This is a genomic window from Klebsiella sp. P1927, from assembly GCF_018204675.1.
GTDB classification, from domain to species: Bacteria; Pseudomonadota; Gammaproteobacteria; order Enterobacterales; family Enterobacteriaceae; genus Klebsiella; species Klebsiella pneumoniae.
On the sequence record NZ_CP073377.1, the window covers coordinates 2,875,094 to 2,893,716 of the forward strand.

Here is an 18,623-nt window from a genome sequence, read left to right on the forward strand (position 1 = left end):
GAGAACACCGCGATGATGTATCACATTCCTGACGTGCTATCGACAGACCAGGTGGCGGAATTTACCCGGCAGCTGGCGCAGGCCGAGTGGGTCGACGGGCGGGTTACGGTGGGTAGCCAGGGGGCGGCCGTCAAACAGAACCAGCAGATCGATACCCGAACGCCGCTGTATGCCCGCCTGCAGGCCACTGTGCTCGATATGCTGCGCGGCCATCCGCAGTTTTTTTCCGCCGCGCTGCCGCGGACGATTTCCGCGCCGTTGTTTAACCGCTATGGGCCAGGGGAGACCTATGGTTTTCACGTCGATGGCGCCGTTCGCCAGAACGGCGAGGCTGGCTGGATGCGCACTGATCTGTCAGCGACGCTGTTCCTTTGCGATCCGGAGAGCTATGAGGGTGGCGAACTGGTGATTGAAGACACCTATGGCCAACATCGGGTGAAGCTCCCGGCCGGGCATCTGGTGCTCTATCCCGCCAGCAGCCTGCACTGCGTCACCCCGGTCACCCGCGGCGTCCGCCAGGCCTCTTTCCTGTGGATCCAGTCGATGGTCCGCGACGATAAGCAGCGTGCGATGCTTTACGACCTGGACCGCACCATCCAGTCTCTGAAGGCCCGCTTTGGCGACGGAGAAGAGGTCCTCTCCCTGCTCAACATGTATCACAACCTGCTGCGCCAGTGGACGGAAGTGTGATCCGCTGTTGATGACAGAGGCTTGCGGCAGACAGGTGTGACGAGACAATGAACTGGCCATCCGTTGGCCAGTTTACAGAAGAATTTAGAACCGATAGCCTGCGGAGAACATAAACACCCACGGATCCAGACGGGTGCTGACTTTCTGGTCCACACCGCCGGCTTTGAATTTCACATCGGTATCGATATCCATGTACCACACCGACATATTCAGCAGCCAGTCGCGGTTAATCAGATAATCGAGGCCGACCTGCCCCGCCGCGCCCCAGGAGTCCTTCAGGCTCAGATCGGAAAGCCCGGCCGCCTTGCCGGTGTCGTTAAAGTCTTCATTAAAGAAGGTGGTGTAGTTGATACCGGCCCCCACGTACGGGCGCACCTTGCTTTGCGCATCGCCAAAGTACCACTGCGCCATCAGGGTGGGCGGCAGCTGATGGACGGTGGCGATAGTCCCGGTTGGCCCGGTGCCGACCTTATGGCGGAACGGCGTCGCGGCAAGCAACTCCACGCCAATGTTATCGGTCGCCATATAGGTAAAGGTTAAACCCAGCTGGGTATTGTTACTGACGTTGAAACTGCCAAGGCTGCCTAACACATTGTCAGAGCCCTCCGTCGGTCGGACGGTGGCGGTCCCGGCACGAATGAAAAACTCCCCCGCCTCATGCGCCCAGACGCTGCCGGTAGAAAGCGTGCCAAGAATCAATGCCGCCGCTGCTAACTTCTTCATATCCACTTCCTCATTATGGTTTTTCAGCGCGGCCAAATATACCTATAACGAGTTACGTTTGATCTGTTTTAGATCACACTAAGTCCTCAGATTTAACATTTATTGATCCAGATTAATTTTTGCTACCGATCGCAATGCCTTGAATTGTTCGCACATCAATTTTCACTTTTCGCGCAAAAATTTATTTCTGCCCCTCTTGCCGTCGCTGAGGCGGCTGGATAAGTTAACTGCCGACAATCTGTGTTGATGCGTTTTTTTCAGGTGTAATTATGAGTGAAATCAACCCGTGCATGACGTGCGGTGCCTGTTGTGCGTATTTTCGAGTCTCTTTCTACTGGGCGGAAGCCGACGATGCAGGCGGCCTGGTGCCCTCCGCGCTGACCGAACCGCTGACCCCTTTCCTGCGCTGCATGAGCGGCACCAATCAGCGCCAGAGCCGCTGCGCGGCCCTGTCTGGCGATATCGGCGACGCCGTTCACTGCACTATTTATGAAAACCGGCCTTCGCCGTGTCGCGAATTCGCCATGTCCGGGGAAAATGGCGAGGAAAACGATGCCTGCAACCGGGCGCGGGCGCGCTACGGCCTGCCACCATTGCGGCCTCTTTACAAAGATATACCTGCCCTGACCGGCGCAGAGAGTGCTACGACGGAACGATTTGCGGTACAATCGCCGGCTAGTTAACACCTGCGACACTCAAGGAGAATGCATGTCTATCACGGCGAAGTCCGTCTACCGTGACACCGGGAATTTTTTTCGTAATCAGTTCATTACTATTTTACTGATTGCGCTGTTGTGCGCGTTTATTACGGTAGTACTTGGCCATGCCTTTTCACCCAGCGACGAGCAGCTGTCGATACTCAGCGAAGGCGATAACCTCGCCGGTAGCGCCGGGCTGTTCGAGCTGGTGCAGAACATGACGCCGGAGCAGCAGCAGGTTCTGCTGCGCGCCTCGGCGGCATCAACCTTCTCGGGTCTGGTAGGTAATGCGATCCTCGTCGGCGGCGTCCTGCTGCTGATCCAGCTGGTCTCCGCCGGTCATCGCGTTAGCGCCCTACGCGCCATCGGCGCCTCGGCGCCGGTGCTGCCCAAGCTGCTGCTGCTGATCCTGTTCACCACCTTCCTGGTGCAGATGGGGATGATGCTGGTGCTGGTGCCCGGCGTGCTGCTGGCCATCGTGCTGGCCTTTGCGCCGATCATGCTGGTACAGGACAAAATGGGCATCCTCGGCGCCATGCGCAGCAGCATGCGCCTGGCGTGGGCCAATCTGCGGCTGGTGGCGCCGGCTATTATCGGTTGGCTGGTGGCGAAAACCCTGCTGTTACTGTTTGCTTCCAGCTTTGCCGCCCTGACGCCAAACGTCGGCGCGGTGGTGATTAATACCATCAGCAACCTGATTTCCGCCCTGTTGCTGATCTATTTATTTCGCGTGTATATGCTTATCCGCAGCTAATTTTAACCAGGACCGGGGCCTTCCCCGGTCCGTCCTGAAAGACGGGATCGATGTATGAAGCAGTTTCTGGATTTTTTACCGCTGGTGGTCTTCTTTGCCTTTTATAAGCTTTACGATATCTACGCCGCCACCACGGCGCTGATTGTGGCGACCGCCGTCGTGCTGATCTACAGCTGGGTGCGCTACCGGAAAGTGGAAAAAATGGCGCTGATCACCTTCGTGCTGGTGGCCGTCTTCGGCGGGTTAACCATCTTCTTCCATAATGATGAGTTTATTAAATGGAAGGTGACGGTGATCTATGCCCTGTTCGCCGGCGCGCTGCTGTTCAGCCAGTGGGTGATGAAAAAGCCGCTGATCCAGCGCATGCTGGGTAAAGAGCTGAGCCTGCCGCAGCAGGTCTGGTCGCGACTTAACCTGGCCTGGGCGGTGTTCTTTATTCTCTGCGGGCTGGCCAATATCTATATCGCCTTCTGGCTGCCGCAGAATATCTGGGTTAACTTTAAGGTCTTTGGTTTAACCGCCCTCACGCTGGTCTTTACCTTGCTGAGCGGGATCTACATCTACCGTCATATGCCGCAGGACGACTACCACTAACCCCTCCGCCGGCGCGCCATCGCGCGCCGCGCTCGCCCCCTATAAGCTTACTGCACTGGCAAACATTCCCTGCAACCACACAACCTCAGCGCATACGCTGACAGCTTCCCGGCCACACTGTGCAGGCTCTCTTCACGATTTCTCTCAACTGCATAAAAAGTTGCGGTAATTGTGAGGATTTTATGGAGATTCATCTCGTTACATTGTAATGATAATTGTTATCATTAATATTCTCGATCTCATTTTGCATTGTTTTGAAAAGGATATTTACATGAGATCGCCGCAATATTCTGTGCCCACGACCCTGGCGCTGGTCATATCCAGTCTCCTCGCCCCTAACGCCTTTGCTGAAGAATCAGAACAAGATACCGAAACGATGATTGTGCGCAGTACGGCGGAAGAGGCGCTTAAGCAACAGCCCGGGGTGTCGATTATCACGGCTGAGGATATTGCTAAGCAGTCGCCGGTCAACGATCTCTCAGACATCATCCGTAAAATGCCCGGGGTGAACTTGACCGGCAACAGCGCCAGCGGCAGTCGGGGCAACAACCGCCAGATTGATATCCGCGGCATGGGGCCGGAGAACACCCTGATCCTGATAGATGGGGTACCGGTCACGTCACGTAACGCGGTTCGCTATAGCTGGCGCGGCGAACGCGATACCCGGGGCGACAGCAACTGGGTACCTGCCGAAATGGTCGAACGGATTGAAGTTCTCCGCGGTCCGGCAGCCGCGCGCTATGGTTCCGGCGCGGCGGGCGGAGTGGTCAATATCATTACCAAACGTCCGACCAACACCTGGCACGGTTCGCTGTCTTTCTTCACCAACCAGCCGGAAAACAACAAAGAAGGCACGACCAATCGCGCTAACTTCAATCTCAGCGGCCCACTGGCCGGCGAGGCGCTGACGATGCGCCTGTATGGCAATATCAATAAAACGGAACCCGACGCCTGGGATATTAACCATGCGCAAAACGGCTCTTACGCTGCGGGACGCGAAGGGGTCCGCAATAAAGATATTAACACCTTGCTGTCATGGAAAATGACCCCGCAACAGATCCTCGATTTCAGCTACGCCTATAGCCGTCAGGGGAATATCTATGCTGGTGATACCCAGTACAGCAACGGCAATCTTAGCCCGAGCGGGCTGGTGGACTCCCTGTACGGCCACGAAACTAATCGCCTCTATCGCCAGTCCTGGGGACTCACCTACAACGGTCTATGGGATTGGGGCCAGTCCAAAGCCGGTGTTTACTACGAGAAAACCAACAATACCCGCCTGCAGGAAGGCTCTACCGGCCGCGTCGAAGGCATGATCAACAGTGAAGATTATGCCACCAGCCGTCTGGAATCCTGGCGTACTACCTCGGAATTAAATGTGCCTTTCTTCTGGCTGGCGGACCAGACGCTGACGCTGGGAATGGAATGGAACCATGATCAGCTTGACGACCCGGCATCAATGCAGGCCACTAACAGCAACGGCGAGACTATCCCTGGGACCTCGGGCGACCCTACGCAACGCAGTACCAAAAACAGCGCCACCCTCACCGGTATCTATCTGGAAGATAATATCGAAGCCGTGCCCGGCACCAACCTGATCCCCGGCATTCGCTTCGATTATCATAATCAGTTTGGCAGTAACTGGAGCCCCAGCCTCAATCTGTCTCAGGAGCTCGGCGATATGTTCACGCTGAAGGCCGGTATCGCGCGCGTGTTTAAAGCGCCAAACCTCTATCAATCCAGTAAAGGCTATTTGCTCTCCACCCGCGGCAACGGTTGTCCAAACACGATCGCTGAAGGCAGCTGCTACCTGCTGGGTAACCCTGACCTCGACCCGGAGATCAGTATCAACAAAGAGATCGGTATCGAATTTAACCTTAATGGTTACGCTGCCGGAGTCACCTGGTTTCGCAACGATTACAAAAACAAAATCGTCTCCGGAACAGAGGTACTGGGCTATACCTCCAGCGGCAATAATATTTTGCAATGGCAGAACGGCGGCAAAGCCGTGGTCGAGGGGCTGGAAGGAAATCTGCTGATCCCGGTGCTGAGAGATGTCCTCAGCTGGCGGACCAATGCCACCTGGATGCTCAAATCTGAAAGTAAAGAGACTGGCAACCCGCTGTCGGTTATCCCGAAATATACCGTTAACACGATGCTCGACTGGCAGGTAAACGACGCCCTGTCTGCGAATGTGAACTGGACGCTTTATGGCCGTCAGAAGCCGCGTCAGTATGCGGAGATCCGCAACGAAACCGGGACCCTTGCCACCACCGAGGTTGGCGCCTATTCCATCGTGGGTATTGGTACTCAGTATCAGCTAAACCGGGATATTCGCCTGAATGCCGGAATAAGTAATCTATTTGATAAACAACTGTATCGCGAAAATGCCGGCGCCTCGACCTACAATGAGCCTGGCCGCGCGTATTACGCCGGCGTTACCCTCTCCTTCTGAACCACCGCGCCCGCGCCAGCGGGCGTATTCCCCTATTCTCACTGCGCTATTTTCATAGTAGCATCCCGCTGATCGTCTTTGACCACAACAGAGTAGAGCATGACAACAACAGATCTCGCCCCAAAGGGCGAAATGGTTTTACGCACCCTGGCAATGCCGGCGGATACCAATGCCAACGGGGATATTTTTGGCGGCTGGCTGATGTCGCAGATGGATATTGGCGGCGCCATTATGGCCAAAGAGATCGCCCAGGGTCGCGTGGTGACCGTGCGGGTGGATGGGATGACCTTTTTACGCCCGGTCGCCGTTGGCGACGTGGTGTGCTGCTACGCCCGCTGCGTGAAGCGCGGCAACACCTCGGTGACAATCAATATCGAAGTGTGGGTGAAAAAAGTTTCTTCAGAACCGATTGGCCAGCGCTACAAGGCGACGGAAGCGCTGTTTATCTACGTTGCCGTTGATAATCAGGGAAAACCACGTCCTCTGCCAGCGGAATAAGAAGGTGCCCGGCTTGCCGGGCACCTGACTTACAGAAAGCCCAGCAGCGAAAAGAAGAAGTAACCGATGACAATCACGATCACCGGCAGCACGTACAGTGGGAAATACTGCACCAGGATCGTATGGCGCGGTACCACAATGCGTTCAGCGAGCTGCTCGCGGGTTAACCCATCTGCGCCTTTGGCCTGTTCGAGGATCAGCTGATCCTCAATCCCCTCGCGGAGAAATTTCGCCTGCCGCGCCATTCGCGCGCCGGAAGCCTGCAGGGCCATGCCGACGAACACCAGAATGAAGATGATCCAGAAGCCGATGTTCAGGCTATGGTGAAAATCCGGCAGCGGCGAGTTGTACCAGAAAAAGTTCAGGAACGGCGTGTTAAAGCGCATCATCTCAATCATCACGTGCGCAAAATCCATCATTACCGCATCAATGCCGGGTTTCTTTTCACTGTGCTCATACATAAATTTGAGCACAGAAATCAGCGTCGACAGCACGGCGGGAATAAAGATAACCCATCCTAAAATGCGTTTGATAACCGCTATGCGTCCAGCTTGTTGGTACGTCATGAGTTCCCCTTGTTAAAGACGCGTTGGTGGTTCGCCTGCTGCCTGTTGCGTGGCGCTGGCTTCCCTCGCTCCCCCGAGTATGTCGGGTATAAGTCTATCTGCCACGGCGAATTTCGCCCAATAATGCGCGGTATGATATACCATGATTGCCGATTCGTTTATCTGATTACGCAACAGGAGAAGGACATATGTCAGCGAAGCGCCGCATTGAGGCCGCGATATTTGATATGGACGGGTTGCTGATTGACTCGGAGCCGCTCTGGGATCAGGCGGAGGTCGAGGTCATGGAGAGCCTGGGAGTGGATACCCGTCGCCGCGATGAACTGCCCGACCTGCTCGGTCTGCGAATCGACCTGGTGGTGGATCTGTGGTACGCGCAGCAGCCGTGGCACGGCGTAGACCGGGCGGAAGCTACCGCGCGCATTATTCGTCGCGCCATTGAGCTGGTGGAAGCCTCACGCCCGCTGCTGCCGGGCGTACGCGAGGCAGTGGCCCTGTGTAAAGCTCAGGGCTTAAAGGTGGGCCTGGCCTCGGCCTCGCCGCTGATGATGCTGGAGAAAGTGCTCGATATGTTTGAACTGCGCGACCAGTTTGATGCTCTCGCCTCCGCGGAGCATTTACCCTGGAGCAAACCGCACCCGCAGGTCTACCTCAACTGCGCCGCTGCCCTGGGAGTCGACCCGCAGCGCTGCGTCGCGCTGGAGGATTCGGTCAACGGCATGATCGCCAGCAAAGCCGCGCGCATGCGGTCTATCGTGGTGCCGGAAGCGGAGAACAGCCGCGACCCGCGCTTTGCGCTGGCGGACGTCAAGCTTCCGTCACTGCTGGCACTCACTGCTGAGAACTTGCTCGGCTAAGACCGCTGGCGGGTGCAACAATCGCTGTCACGCCGCCAGCAACAAAATCAAAACATTGTTTCATTTTAATTGTAATTTTGTTTTCCTCCCTCTATGCTGGTCACAGGTGGCGTCATCGTACGCCAGTAGATCAGCTGACAGAGGTGAATATGGTACTGAACGCCTTCGACCTGACGGGTAAGGTCGCCATCGTGACCGGTTGCGATACCGGCCTGGGACAGGGAATGACGCTGGGCCTGGCGCAGGCCGGGTGCGATATCGTCGGCATCAACCGTAAAATTCCCCATGATACGGCCGCCCAGGTGCTGGCGCTGGGCCGCCGCTTTCACGCCATTCAGGCGGATCTCAGCCAAGAGAATGATATGAGCGGTCTGGTCGACCAGGCGGTGGCAGCGATGGGCCGGGTCGATATTCTGGTCAACAACGCCGGAATTATACGCCGCCATGATGCCCTGACCTTCACGGAAAGCGACTGGGACGCGGTGATCGACCTGAATCTCAAAGCGGTTTTCTTTCTCAGCCAGGCGGTCGCCAGGCAGTTCATTCGCCAGGGGGAAGGCGGGAAAATCATTAACATCGCCTCGATGCTGTCGTTTCAGGGCGGGATCCGCGTCCCCTCCTACACCGCCTCGAAAAGCGGCGTGCTGGGTTTGACCCGTCTGCTGGCCAACGAATGGGCTGGCCAGGGTATCAACGTCAACGCCATAGCGCCCGGGTATATGGCCACCAACAACACCCAGGCGCTGCGCGAAGATGAAGAGCGTAACCAGGCGATCCTCGAGCGCATTCCCGCTGGTCGCTGGGGAGTGCCGAAAGACCTGCAGGGGCCGGTGGTGTTTCTCGCCTCATCAGCGGCCGACTATATTAACGGCTATACGCTGGCCGTCGATGGCGGATGGCTGGCGCGCTGAGAGTTTGTGACAAAGAGTTACACCGTCACCTCTTCCGTACACTGTATAAAAACCCTATACTGTATGAATCGACAGTTTAGGGTGTGTTATCATGACGGCGGAAGGCCATCTCTTCTTTTCAATCGCCTGCGCAGTATTTGCCAAAAACGCAGAGTTAACGCCGGTGCTGGCGCAGGGCGACTGGTGGCATATTGTGCCCTCGGCGGTATTGACCTGCCTGCTGCCGGACATCGATCACCCAAAGTCGTTTCTTGGCCAACGGCTGAGCTGGATCTCAAAGCCCGTGGCGCGGGCCTTTGGCCACCGCGGCTTCACCCACAGCCTGCTGGCCGTCTTTGGCGCGCTGACGCTGTTCTATCTGAAAGTGCCTGACAGCTGGATTGTCCCGGCAGACGCTCTCCAGGGCCTGGTGCTGGGCTATCTCAGCCACATTCTCGCCGATATGCTCACCCCCGCCGGTGTGCCGCTGCTGTGGCCCTGTCGCTGGCGCTTCCGGCTGCCGATCCTTGCGCCGCGCAAGGGCAATCAGCTCGAACGCGCCTTGTGTATGGCGCTGTTCGTCTATGCCGTCTGGATGCCGCAGACGCTGGCGGACAACAGCGCGATACGCTGGTCATCCGGGGTGATCAATTCCCTGCAGATCACCTTCAATCGCTTTATAAGTCACCAGAGTGGGCGATAAAGCGGCGGAAAACGCCATTTGGTTATAACCCATTCCATTTGAATATAAGTCCTTGATAACGCCTTCTGCTAACCTTGCCGTCATAAGAGCTGGTTATCCACCAGCCCAGGTTATAAAAATATCAGGAGAACGGGGATGAACTTTCCATTAATAGCGAACGTAGTCGTGTTCGCCGTATTACTGTTTGCGCTGGGGCAAACACGTCATAAACAGTGGAGCCTGGCCAGAAAAGTGCTGGTCGGTCTGGCGACTGGCGTGGTCTTTGGTCTGGCGCTGCAGCTAATCTACGGGTCTGACAGCCAGGTGCTGAAGGATTCCATCCAGTGGTTCAATATCGTCGGCAACGGTTACGTCCAGCTGCTGCAAATGATTGTTATGCCGCTGGTCTTCGCCTCCATCCTTAGCGCGGTGGCCCGCCTGCACAATGCCTCGCAGCTGGGGAAAATTAGCTTCCTGAGCATCGGTACTCTGTTGTTCACCACCCTGATCGCCGCCCTGGTTGGCGTGCTGGTGACCAATATGTTCGGCCTCACCGCCGAGGGTCTGGTCCAGGGCAGCGCGGAGACCGCCCGTTTGAACGCCATCCAGAGCAACTATGTGGGGAAAGTAGCGGATCTCAGCGTCCCGCAGCTGATCCTTTCCTTCGTGCCGAAGAACCCGTTTGCTGACCTGACCGGGGCTAACCCAACCTCCATCATCAGCATCGTCATTTTCTCGGCGTTCCTCGGCGTCGCAGCGCTTAAGTTGCTGAAAGAGGATGTGGAAAAAGGCCAGCGCGTGCTGACCGCGATCGATACCCTGCAGGGCTGGGTAATGAAGCTGGTTCGTCTGGTCATGCAGCTGACCCCTTACGGTGTGCTGGCCCTGATGACCAAAGTGGTTGCCGGGTCGAATTTGCAGGACATCATCAAGCTTGGCGGCTTCGTGGTAGCCTCGTACATTGCGCTGGGTATTATGTTTGTCGTCCACGGCCTGCTGCTGGCGATTAACGGCGTCAGCCCGCTGAAGTACTTCCGTAAAGTCTGGCCGGTGATCACCTTCGCCTTTACCAGCCGCTCCAGCGCCGCCTCCATTCCGCTGAACGTTGAGGCGCAAACCCGTCGTCTCGGCGTACCGGAGTCGATTGCCAGCTTCTCCGCCTCCTTTGGTGCCACCATCGGCCAGAACGGCTGCGCCGGTATCTATCCGGCAATGTTGGCGGTGATGGTCGCGCCGACCGTGGGCATCAACCCGCTGGATCCGATGTGGATTGCCACCCTCGTGGGCATCGTCACCGTCAGCTCGGCGGGCGTCGCCGGGGTGGGCGGCGGCGCGACCTTCGCCGCGCTGATCGTCCTGCCGGCGATGGGCCTGCCGGTGACCCTGGTAGCCCTGCTCATCTCCGTCGAACCGCTGATCGATATGGGGCGTACCGCGCTGAACGTTAACGGCTCAATGACCGCCGGGACGCTGACCAGCCAGTGGCTGCGCCAGACCGACAAGTCGATCTTCGATAGCGAGGAAGAAGCCGAACTGGCGCATCGCTAAACGGCAAGCACAAAAAAAACCGCTGATCATTCAGCGGTTTTTTTATTTCTGCAGCCGACTCAGGCTTCAATCTCACCTTCCTGACGCACCTGGTTAGCCCAGCGCTGCGCCGACTCCGGCACGCTGAATGCCGGTGAGCGACGGAAATGCTCCCCCATCAGCAGAAAAGCGACATACTTCCCGCGCAAAATCCAGACATCGCGAAAATGGTCCATTTTCACGGCATGTTCCGGGGGCGCAGGCTCCACGCGCGGCACGTAGCTAATGACAGGGCGATTTTGTTGGCGCAATGGTTTCATAACAAATGGATTCACTAAACATAGCGGGAAACAGAAACCTCTATCATAGCCGATTGTGGCCCCGTTCGTCGCCCCTTCGCCGCCGATGCGCATTTTAGGATAACTCCCTGCCCCCTCGCCGGGCGCAGACAGCGTAATGTTCTATAGTTAGAAGGGTTTTGGTCTATCAACGACCACTTTTAGCAATGAAAGCAGGAGACGAGTAATGTCTGATAAGCACCCGAACCCTCACCAACAGCAGGCACCGGTCCACGACAGCGAGGAAGCGCAGCCGGGTCTCGATTCGCTGGCGCCGGACGATCGGGAGTGGCGCCCCACGCCGAAACCTACCGCTCCGGGCGTCGAACCCACCGCCCCAGGCAGCCTGAAAGCGCCCGATACTCATAACAGCAAACTGGATTCCCTGGAGGCGCAACGCAAAGGGGGGGAAGATTTTCCGCTGACCACCAACCAGGGCGTGCGCATTGCTGACGATCAGAATTCGCTGCGCGCCGGTAGCCGCGGCCCAACGCTGCTGGAAGATTTTATCCTGCGGGAGAAGATCACCCACTTTGACCACGAGCGTATTCCGGAGCGTATCGTTCATGCCCGCGGCTCTGCCGCCCACGGCTACTTCCAGCCCTACAAAAGCCTGGCTGCGTTGACTAAAGCCGATTTTCTTTCGTCAGCCGATAAAATCACCCCGGTGTTTGTACGCTTTTCCACCGTGCAGGGCGGCGCGGGGTCGGCGGACACCGTCCGCGATATTCGCGGCTTCGCTACCAAGTTTTACACTGACGAAGGGATTTTTGACCTGGTGGGCAACAACACACCGGTCTTCTTCATCCAGGACGCGATGAAGTTCCCCGACTTTGTCCACGCCGTGAAGCCTGAACCCCACTGGGCCATCCCACAAGGGCAGAGCGCCCACGATACTTTCTGGGACTATGTTTCCCTGCAGCCGGAAACGCTGCACAACGTGATGTGGGCGATGTCGGATCGCGGCATCCCGCGCAGCTATCGCACCATGGAAGGCTTCGGGATCCACACCTTCCGTCTGATTAATGCCGAGGGCAAAGCCACCTTCGTTCGTTTTCACTGGAAACCGGTCGCCGGCAAGGCGTCGCTGGTGTGGGATGAAGCGCAGAAGCTGACCGGCCGCGACCCCGATTTTCATCGCCGCGATCTATGGGAGGCCATCGAAGCCGGGGACTACCCGGAATTTGAGCTTGGCCTGCAATTGATCCCCGAAGAGAATGAATTTGCTTTTGACTTCGACCTGCTCGATCCCACCAAGCTGATCCCCGAGGCGCTGGTGCCGGTGCAGCGGGTTGGCAGAATGGTCCTCAACCGCAACCCGGATAACTTCTTTGCCGAAAATGAACAGGCGGCCTTCCATCCCGGACATATCGTCCCGGGCATTGATTTCAGCAACGATCCGCTGCTGCAGGGGCGTCTCTTCTCTTACACCGATACGCAAATTAGCCGCCTGGGTGGGCCGAACTTCCATGAAATCCCCATCAACCGTCCGACCTGCCCGTATCATAATTTCCAGCGTGACGGGATGCACCGGATGGACATTGACACCAATCCGGCCAACTACGAGCCCAACTCGATTAACGACAACTGGCCGCGCGAGACGCCGCCTGCCGCCAAACGCGGTGGCTTTGAGTCCCTCGCCGAGCGCGTCGACGGCGAAAAAATCCGCCAGCGCAGCCCTTCGTTCGGCGAATATTACGCCCAGCCGCGTCTGTTCTGGCTGAGCCAGACGCCGATTGAACAGCAGCATATTATCGATGGTTTCAGCTTCGAACTCAGCAAAGTGGTCCGCACCTGGATCCGCGAGCGGGTGGTCGATCATCTGGCCCACATTGATACTAAGCTTGCGGAAGCGGTTGGGGCGAACTTAGGCATCGAACTGAGCGACGATCAGCGCAACATTACCCTGCCCGCCCCGGTCAATGGCGTGGAGAAAGATCCCAGCCTCAGCCTCTACGCCGACGCCGAAGGAGATGTGAAAGGTCGCGTGGTGGCAGTCCTGCTCAACGAACGCACCTCAGCGCAGGATCTGGTTCAGCTCCTGCAGGCGCTGCAGGCCCAGGGCGTGCACAGCAAGCTGCTCTACTCGCGAATGGGCGAAGTCATTGCCGACGATGGTTCTCCGCTGCCGATCGCCGGCACCTTCGCCGGTTCCCCGTCGCTGACGGTGGATGCGGTGGTGGTGCCCGGCGGCGACCTCAGCGCCCTGAGTCAGAGCGGTGACGCGCGCTATTACCTGCTGGAAGCCTATAAACATCTGAAGCCGATCCTGCTGGCAGGGGATGCGCGGCAGCTGACGTCCGTTCTGCATGTTCCGACCCAGGGTGAAGAGGGGGTCATCGTCACCGATGCGCTCGACACGCCAGCGGCGGACAAACTGCTCGCCCTGATGACGGCCCACCGCGTGTGGTCGAGAAGCCCGAAAATCGCCGCTATTCCGGCGTAGTAAAAAGCCCGGCACGCTGTGCCGGGCTTGATTCACTTTCCCTTTCCCCCGTCGGGCTTACACGTCGCGGTAGGTTCCCAGACGATAACCCCGGTCGGCCACCGCCGCTTTCAGCGAGGCAGATGTCAGCACATCAAGCTCATCCAGTCGCGGATAGCAGTAGGCGCTGCCCATAATGATCCGATCGACATAAGCCGGATGACACATCACCTCCAGGGAGCGCTCCCCGCGGGCGATGGAGGCATCCAGCGTCTGCAGAAACAGTTCCTCAGAGACCGCTTCGCCGTAAAACTCGCTGCTGAAGCCGGCGCTGCTGCGCGCCGCCTGCTGGTCGAGCCCACTCTGCGCCGCCACCTGGCGGTCAATGCGTAACGCAATGCCCTTCTCGCGGGCAAAGGCCGCGACGATGGGATAAATCTGGGCGAACATATGCACATGGTGATGGCTGTCGATATGCGTCGGCTCGTGGCCGAAGAGTTCGACAAAACGACGGTACTGACACGCCAGCTCGTGGGCGATCTCTTCCAGCGGCAGGATATCTTCTTCCGCCTGCTGCCAGATCCATTTGCCCAGCCGGCCATCGCGGGTTAATCCCGGCATGGCCGACAGCGGCTCGCCCAGCGTCAGTACAAAGTGCATACCGACCGCCAGCTCCGGAGTACTGCGGCTCAGCTGGGCGGCGTGGTCAATGGCTGCGCCGTTGACCAGCGCGGTGGTCGATGTCACCACGCCGTTGCGACAGGCCTCGATAATGCCGTAGTTCTGCCCTTTACTGAGGCCGAAGTCGTCGGCATTGACGATCAATACGCGTTCCATTTGCTACTCCCGTTACGATTTTAGTTTTTCGATCGTCGCCGCAAAGTTCGGCAGCCATTTTTCATGCGCCAGAATCATCTCCCGCGCCAGCTGTTCGGCGTCACGATCGGAATGGATCAGCGGGCTTAAGTTCAGCGCCAACAGGACATCGTTCAGCTCACCGCTGATCGCCGCCTGGCTGGCCGCCACTTCGAACCCCTTGATGGTGTAGATAAGCCCTAACACCTTCTCATCGAAATGAGTAATGCGCGGCGTCGGCTTCGCGCCGTCGCGGCCTAAGGTGCAGCTCATCTCTACCGCCCAGTCCGCCGGGATATTATCGACATGACCATGATGCGGGATATTCACATAGTGCTCAGTCTGCTTGTCGTTATAGATGGCATTGATTACTTCGCAAGCGGCATCAGAGTAATAGGCCCCGCCGCGCTGCTCCAGCTCCTTCGGCTTAACGTTAAGATCCGGGTTTTTATACAGCTCGAACAGCTGTTTCTCCACCTTCTGCACCACCTGGGCGCGCGCACCGCCTTTGTAGTACTCGCCCATCTCAATCGCCAGCATCTCTTTTGGCTTAAAGTAGTAGAGCAGGTAAGAGCATGGGATCAGGCGCAGGGAGCGGATCAGCCCTTCGCTAAACGGCAGGTCGAAGATGTTTTTCACCGAGTTCGCGGTCAGACGGCCGGAGGCCACGCCGTCCAGCAGTTCATCGAAGCGCGAGACGCCGTTAACCAGCACGTCGCGGACGAACACCAGGTGGTTCAGACCAAACAGGTCGATATTCAGCTCATCGCTCGGGCTCAGCTGCAGCACGTCGGTGATGAACATCTTCATGCCGATAGGAATGTTGCACACCCCGATAAAGCGTTTGAAATTGGTGTGGCGATAGACCGCCTCGGTGACCATGCCCGCCGGGTTGGTAAAGTTGATGATCCATGCGTCGGGGCAAATTTCCTGCACATCTTTCACGATGTCGAAAATCACCGGGATGGTGCGCAGTCCTTTAAACAACCCGCCCGCCCCGTTGGTCTCCTGGCCCAGGTAGCCGTGACTCAGCGGGATGCGCTCATCTTTTTCACGCGCCTTCAGCTGGCCCACGCGCAGCTGGGTGGTGACGAAATCTGCGCCCTGCAGCGCTGCGCGGCGATCCAGCGTTTTATAGACTTTCATCGGCACGCCGGCTTTTTCCACCATCCGCTGGCACAGCGCGTGGATAATATCGAGCTTCTCCTGTCCCTCTTCGACGTCTACCAACCACAGTTCGCTTACCGGCAGTTCATGATAACGTTTCAGAAATCCTTCCAGTAATTCCGGGGTATAGCTGCTGCCGCCGCCAATAGTGACTACTTTTAATTTCTGGCTCATCTTTTTCTCCCTTAGGCGCTGCGCCTGGACGCAGGCCGCTCTCCGCAACAATGCGGACAGTTAACTTGAATGATTTTCGGTATAAACCTGGCGGCGAACGCCGCGCGGGTTTAATTAATACTGGTCAAATGTTTGCGATAACTGCTCGGCGTAAACGACGTCAGTTTTTTAAAGGTTTTAATAAACAAGCTCGGGCTGCTGTAACCTGATTCATACGCAATATCCGTCACCGAATAATTGGTAATTTCCAGCTGTTTTTTGGCAAAGTTGATACGGATATCATTAATTATCTGCATCGGCGTTTTACCATAATAGCGCTGGGTCGCCCGGGTTAAATATTCCTGCGTTTTTCCGGATAAGCGAACCATATTTTCAAGAGCGCCTTCACCGAATTTCAGCTTATCATGCATGGCTTCCACGGTATTTTTTAACCATTGCGGCGTCACGTCGGCAACCGGCTCTTCACGATAGTGGCGTAAACGGTTAATGACATAAAAGGAGACCAGCTCGATAAATTCGTCAAATTCCGTTTCGCGAAAATTGAGTGAGGCGATGACCGACTCAACGTAGCCGAGAAAAGCGCTCTGCACGGCGTAGACTTGCGAAGCCACCAGACCAAACGGCAGCAGCGGCAGGTAGTGTTTCTCAAAGAAGCGTCTGCTGATGCCGACGTTAAGGATGCGCGTCGCCCCGAACTCGTAAAAGCTCTGGTGGTGCGAGCCCATCGGGATAAAGACGAAATCCCCGCGCTCCAGCAGCACCCGTTTGCCATTGATCTCCTGGTAATAGCGCCCGGTTAACACCACGGTAAATTCGTAGTAATCATGCTGGTGAAGCCCGCTCACGCTTTCCGTTTTGTTATAGATGACCACATGAAAGTTCTTCCCGTTGAACAGCTGTTGTTCTCTGGCGGTACTGATCTCGGTGGTCATCATTCTGGGCTGCCTCATCGTCGCGATGGCCTATTGTACCTTCTCGTGCAGCTCAATCAATTCGGCCACCAGCTCACGAGCCAGCATGGAGGTCATCAGATGGTCCTGGGCATGCACCAGCACCAGGCTGACCTTCATTTTCCCTTCGCCCTCGTCGCTTTCGATAAGCTGGGTCTGCACGCGATGCGCCTCGCTCAGCGCCTGGCGCGACTGCTCCATCATCGCTTTCGCTGCGGCAAAGTCGCCCTGCTTCGCCTGCTTCAGCGCGGCATAGGCCAGGCTGCGGGCTTGTCCGGAGTTGATAATCAGCCCCATCACTACCTCTTCGAGGTCATTTTCCGGGGTCTCTACCGCGTTGATGTTGTCCAGATCAAACATAATATTTCCCTCATTTATCAGGCGGTACGGGACGCTGCCCGTACCGCGCGGTATCAGAATTTCAGTGCGTTAGCGATGTCTTCTTCGCTCTCTTCCTGCTCGATAACGGTCTGCGCTTTATTCGACAGCACCACAAACGGCAGGTAGACCAGGGTAGCGACGCCAAGGTTGAACAGGGCCACCAGCAGGGCGGCAACGCTGCCGTTACTGTTAAAGAACGCTCCCAAACCGGTCGGCATAGTCCACGGCGCCAGGTTGGTCACCGGTGGGATAATCCCCAGGCTGTAGGCCGCCAGCGTAATGGCCGCCAGAATCGGCTGAACCAGCACGAACGGGATGAACATCACCGGGTTCATGATGATCGGCAGACCAAACAGAATCGGTTCGTTAATCTGGAAGATGCCTGACGGCAGCGCCAGCTTAGCAACCTGACGATGGTCAGCGCGGCGAGAAGCGATAAAGATGGCGATAATCAGACCCAGCGTCGCCCCGGAGCCACCCAGCAGGATGTAGGAGTCGAGCATCGGCTTAGCCCAGAAGTGGAACTGTTTGCCCGCTTCGATGGCCGCATCAACAGAGCCGTACTGGTTGTACAGCGCGATGTTTTCCAGCGCCCACGGCGTCATGATGCCGTTATCCAGGGCGGTAAGCGCCAGAGAACCGTGCACACCGAAGAACCACAGCAGAGAGTTAAAAATAACGTATGCCCAGCCAACCACGCTGCCCATCGCCGCCAGCGGCGTCGAGATAGAGTCCATGATGATCTGGTGGAAGTTGCTGCCATAGCTCGCCAGGGCCCACGAGATAATGCCGAAGATGGAGAGGATCAAGAAGCCCGGGATCAGCGCTGAGAAAGAGCGTGATACCGACCCCGGCACGCTGTCCGGCAGTCTAATCACCCAGTTGCGACGGATCACGAAGGTGAACAGTTCCGCAACGACCAGACCGATAATCATCCCGGAGATGATGTTCTGCCCGCCCAACCAGTTGGCGCCCACCGCATAGGCTTCGCCCACGCTATACGGGGTCACGGTCATGAAGGCCGCCACCGCCAGCAGGCCAGCTGCCATCGGGTCAACTTTGCGCTCTTCCGCCAGCGCGGAGCCGATAAAGAACGGCGCCATTAGCGACATAATCCCGAGGGTGCCGTTATAGACGTTTCCGCCGATAGCCTTAAAGCCGTTTAAGGTTTCAATGGTGGAGGCATCCAGGCGAATGCCCATGGAATAAAAGAAAGAGCCTTCGCCGAAGCTCAGAAAAACGTTGTTAATTAACACAAACATGGCCCCGGCGAGGGTCAACGGCATTAATTTAATAAATCCATTTTTTATTGCATTAATATGCGGCTGCTTTCCTATTTTCACTGCAAAAGGAAGGAGTACCTTTTCAAGCGAATCGATCACTTTACTCATAGTCAATA

19 protein-coding genes are annotated in these 18,623 nt (G+C 56.9%); 11 read left to right on the forward strand and 8 right to left on the reverse strand.

Annotated features, from left to right (window positions below; all coding sequences use genetic code 11):
* Positions 1-12 precede the first annotated feature (12 nt).
* Positions 13-690: a PKHD-type hydroxylase YbiX gene (gene ybiX, locus KB892_RS14640; protein WP_004151914.1), complete on the forward strand. Its 678-nt coding sequence runs from the start codon at positions 13-15 to the stop codon at positions 688-690.
* An 84-nt stretch (positions 691-774) separates the two neighbouring features.
* Here the strand turns inward: ybiX and ompW are convergent, their stop codons facing one another.
* Positions 775-1,413: an outer membrane protein OmpW gene (gene ompW, locus KB892_RS14645; protein ID WP_002901634.1), complete on the reverse strand. Its 639-nt coding sequence runs from the start codon at positions 1,411-1,413 to the stop codon at positions 775-777.
* A 269-nt stretch (positions 1,414-1,682) separates the two neighbouring features.
* On the opposite strand from ompW, the gene KB892_RS14650 reads away from it, so the two are divergent.
* The 5 genes from KB892_RS14650 to yciA all read left to right on the forward strand — a co-directional run bounded on the left by KB892_RS14650 (position 1,683) and on the right by yciA (position 6,412).
* On the forward strand, positions 1,683-2,096 hold the full coding sequence (locus tag KB892_RS14650) for a YkgJ family cysteine cluster protein (protein ID WP_002901633.1): 414 nt from the start codon (positions 1,683-1,685) through the stop codon (positions 2,094-2,096).
* 25 nt (positions 2,097-2,121) lie between these two features.
* Positions 2,122-2,865: a YciC family protein gene (locus KB892_RS14655; RefSeq protein ID WP_002901632.1), complete on the forward strand. Its 744-nt coding sequence runs from the start codon at positions 2,122-2,124 to the stop codon at positions 2,863-2,865.
* Between the two features lie 54 nt (positions 2,866-2,919).
* On the forward strand, positions 2,920-3,459 hold the full coding sequence (locus KB892_RS14660; RefSeq protein ID WP_062955098.1) for a septation protein A: 540 nt from the start codon (positions 2,920-2,922) through the stop codon (positions 3,457-3,459).
* A 271-nt stretch (positions 3,460-3,730) separates the two neighbouring features.
* Positions 3,731-5,914: a TonB-dependent siderophore receptor gene (locus KB892_RS14665; RefSeq protein WP_002901630.1), complete on the forward strand. Its 2,184-nt coding sequence runs from the start codon at positions 3,731-3,733 to the stop codon at positions 5,912-5,914.
* Between the two features lie 99 nt (positions 5,915-6,013).
* Positions 6,014-6,412, forward strand: coding sequence for an acyl-CoA thioester hydrolase YciA (gene yciA, locus KB892_RS14670; RefSeq protein WP_002901629.1), 399 nt, complete (start codon positions 6,014-6,016; stop codon positions 6,410-6,412).
* Positions 6,413-6,441: 29 nt separating this feature from the next.
* Here the strand turns inward: yciA and KB892_RS14675 are convergent, their stop codons facing one another.
* Complete coding sequence (locus KB892_RS14675) at positions 6,442-6,978, reverse strand: YniB family protein (protein WP_002901627.1); 537 nt, start codon at positions 6,976-6,978, stop codon at positions 6,442-6,444.
* A 188-nt stretch (positions 6,979-7,166) separates the two neighbouring features.
* On the opposite strand from KB892_RS14675, the gene hxpB reads away from it, so the two are divergent.
* From hxpB to KB892_RS14695, 4 genes are all read left to right on the forward strand, one after another.
* Complete coding sequence (gene hxpB, locus KB892_RS14680) at positions 7,167-7,835, forward strand: hexitol phosphatase HxpB (protein WP_004140335.1); 669 nt, start codon at positions 7,167-7,169, stop codon at positions 7,833-7,835.
* A 149-nt stretch (positions 7,836-7,984) separates the two neighbouring features.
* Positions 7,985-8,746, forward strand: a complete 762-nt coding sequence (gene kduD, locus KB892_RS14685) for a 2-dehydro-3-deoxy-D-gluconate 5-dehydrogenase KduD (protein ID WP_002901621.1) — start codon at positions 7,985-7,987, stop codon at positions 8,744-8,746.
* A gap of 91 nt (positions 8,747-8,837) precedes the next feature.
* Entirely contained in the window at positions 8,838-9,428 is a 591-nt protein-coding gene (locus KB892_RS14690) for a metal-dependent hydrolase (protein ID WP_002901611.1), read from the forward strand.
* Between the two features lie 135 nt (positions 9,429-9,563).
* A complete protein-coding gene (locus KB892_RS14695; protein ID WP_004151918.1) occupies positions 9,564-10,955 on the forward strand; it encodes an L-cystine transporter in 1,392 nt (463 codons plus the stop codon).
* Positions 10,956-11,014: 59 nt separating this feature from the next.
* On the opposite strand, the gene cedA is transcribed toward KB892_RS14695, so the two are convergent.
* On the reverse strand, positions 11,015-11,254 hold the full coding sequence (gene cedA, locus KB892_RS14700; protein ID WP_004151919.1) for a cell division activator CedA: 240 nt from the start codon (positions 11,252-11,254) through the stop codon (positions 11,015-11,017).
* A 205-nt stretch (positions 11,255-11,459) separates the two neighbouring features.
* On the opposite strand from cedA, the gene katE reads away from it, so the two are divergent.
* Entirely contained in the window at positions 11,460-13,718 is a 2,259-nt protein-coding gene (gene katE / locus KB892_RS14705) for a catalase HPII (RefSeq protein WP_002901554.1), read from the forward strand.
* A gap of 57 nt (positions 13,719-13,775) precedes the next feature.
* On the opposite strand, the gene chbG is transcribed toward katE, so the two are convergent.
* The 5 genes from chbG to chbC all read right to left on the reverse strand — a co-directional run bounded on the left by chbG (position 13,776) and on the right by chbC (position 18,615).
* Complete coding sequence (gene chbG, locus KB892_RS14710; RefSeq protein ID WP_004151920.1) at positions 13,776-14,534, reverse strand: chitin disaccharide deacetylase; 759 nt, start codon at positions 14,532-14,534, stop codon at positions 13,776-13,778.
* A 12-nt stretch (positions 14,535-14,546) separates the two neighbouring features.
* Positions 14,547-15,893, reverse strand: coding sequence for a 6-phospho-beta-glucosidase (locus KB892_RS14715; RefSeq protein WP_004148093.1), 1,347 nt, complete (start codon positions 15,891-15,893; stop codon positions 14,547-14,549).
* Positions 15,894-16,003: 110 nt separating this feature from the next.
* The gene (gene chbR / locus KB892_RS14720; protein WP_002901552.1) at positions 16,004-16,828 is read right to left on the reverse strand and encodes a transcriptional regulator ChbR; all 825 of its coding nucleotides are present in this window, start codon (positions 16,826-16,828) and stop codon (positions 16,004-16,006) included.
* 27 nt (positions 16,829-16,855) lie between these two features.
* Positions 16,856-17,203 carry a PTS N,N'-diacetylchitobiose transporter subunit IIA gene (gene chbA / locus KB892_RS14725; RefSeq protein ID WP_002901550.1) on the reverse strand — a complete coding sequence of 116 codons (348 nt, stop codon included), beginning with the start codon at positions 17,201-17,203 and terminating at the stop codon, positions 16,856-16,858.
* A 53-nt stretch (positions 17,204-17,256) separates the two neighbouring features.
* Positions 17,257-18,615 carry a PTS N,N'-diacetylchitobiose transporter subunit IIC gene (gene chbC, locus KB892_RS14730; protein WP_004148091.1) on the reverse strand — a complete coding sequence of 453 codons (1,359 nt, stop codon included), beginning with the start codon at positions 18,613-18,615 and terminating at the stop codon, positions 17,257-17,259.
* Between the last annotated feature and the right edge of the window lie 8 nt (positions 18,616-18,623).

What these genes read in the sequence shown, in the direction of transcription:
- ybiX (WP_004151914.1), top strand. Translation starts at nt 13, where the DNA reads ATGATGTATCACATTCCTGACGTGCTATCGACAGACCAGGTGGCGGAA.
- ompW (WP_002901634.1), bottom strand. Translation starts at nt 1,413, where the DNA reads ATGAAGAAGTTAGCAGCGGCGGCATTGATTCTTGGCACGCTTTCTACC.
- KB892_RS14650 (WP_002901633.1), top strand. Translation starts at nt 1,683, where the DNA reads ATGAGTGAAATCAACCCGTGCATGACGTGCGGTGCCTGTTGTGCGTAT.
- KB892_RS14655 (WP_002901632.1), top strand. Translation starts at nt 2,122, where the DNA reads ATGTCTATCACGGCGAAGTCCGTCTACCGTGACACCGGGAATTTTTTT.
- KB892_RS14660 (WP_062955098.1), top strand. Translation starts at nt 2,920, where the DNA reads ATGAAGCAGTTTCTGGATTTTTTACCGCTGGTGGTCTTCTTTGCCTTT.
- KB892_RS14665 (WP_002901630.1), top strand. Translation starts at nt 3,731, where the DNA reads ATGAGATCGCCGCAATATTCTGTGCCCACGACCCTGGCGCTGGTCATA.
- yciA (WP_002901629.1), top strand. Translation starts at nt 6,014, where the DNA reads ATGACAACAACAGATCTCGCCCCAAAGGGCGAAATGGTTTTACGCACC.
- KB892_RS14675 (WP_002901627.1), bottom strand. Translation starts at nt 6,978, where the DNA reads ATGACGTACCAACAAGCTGGACGCATAGCGGTTATCAAACGCATTTTA.
- hxpB (WP_004140335.1), top strand. Translation starts at nt 7,167, where the DNA reads ATGTCAGCGAAGCGCCGCATTGAGGCCGCGATATTTGATATGGACGGG.
- kduD (WP_002901621.1), top strand. Translation starts at nt 7,985, where the DNA reads ATGGTACTGAACGCCTTCGACCTGACGGGTAAGGTCGCCATCGTGACC.
- KB892_RS14690 (WP_002901611.1), top strand. Translation starts at nt 8,838, where the DNA reads ATGACGGCGGAAGGCCATCTCTTCTTTTCAATCGCCTGCGCAGTATTT.
- KB892_RS14695 (WP_004151918.1), top strand. Translation starts at nt 9,564, where the DNA reads ATGAACTTTCCATTAATAGCGAACGTAGTCGTGTTCGCCGTATTACTG.
- cedA (WP_004151919.1), bottom strand. Translation starts at nt 11,254, where the DNA reads ATGAAACCATTGCGCCAACAAAATCGCCCTGTCATTAGCTACGTGCCG.
- katE (WP_002901554.1), top strand. Translation starts at nt 11,460, where the DNA reads ATGTCTGATAAGCACCCGAACCCTCACCAACAGCAGGCACCGGTCCAC.
- chbG (WP_004151920.1), bottom strand. Translation starts at nt 14,534, where the DNA reads ATGGAACGCGTATTGATCGTCAATGCCGACGACTTCGGCCTCAGTAAA.
- KB892_RS14715 (WP_004148093.1), bottom strand. Translation starts at nt 15,893, where the DNA reads ATGAGCCAGAAATTAAAAGTAGTCACTATTGGCGGCGGCAGCAGCTAT.
- chbR (WP_002901552.1), bottom strand. Translation starts at nt 16,828, where the DNA reads ATGATGACCACCGAGATCAGTACCGCCAGAGAACAACAGCTGTTCAAC.
- chbA (WP_002901550.1), bottom strand. Translation starts at nt 17,203, where the DNA reads ATGTTTGATCTGGACAACATCAACGCGGTAGAGACCCCGGAAAATGAC.
- chbC (WP_004148091.1), bottom strand. Translation starts at nt 18,615, where the DNA reads ATGAGTAAAGTGATCGATTCGCTTGAAAAGGTACTCCTTCCTTTTGCA.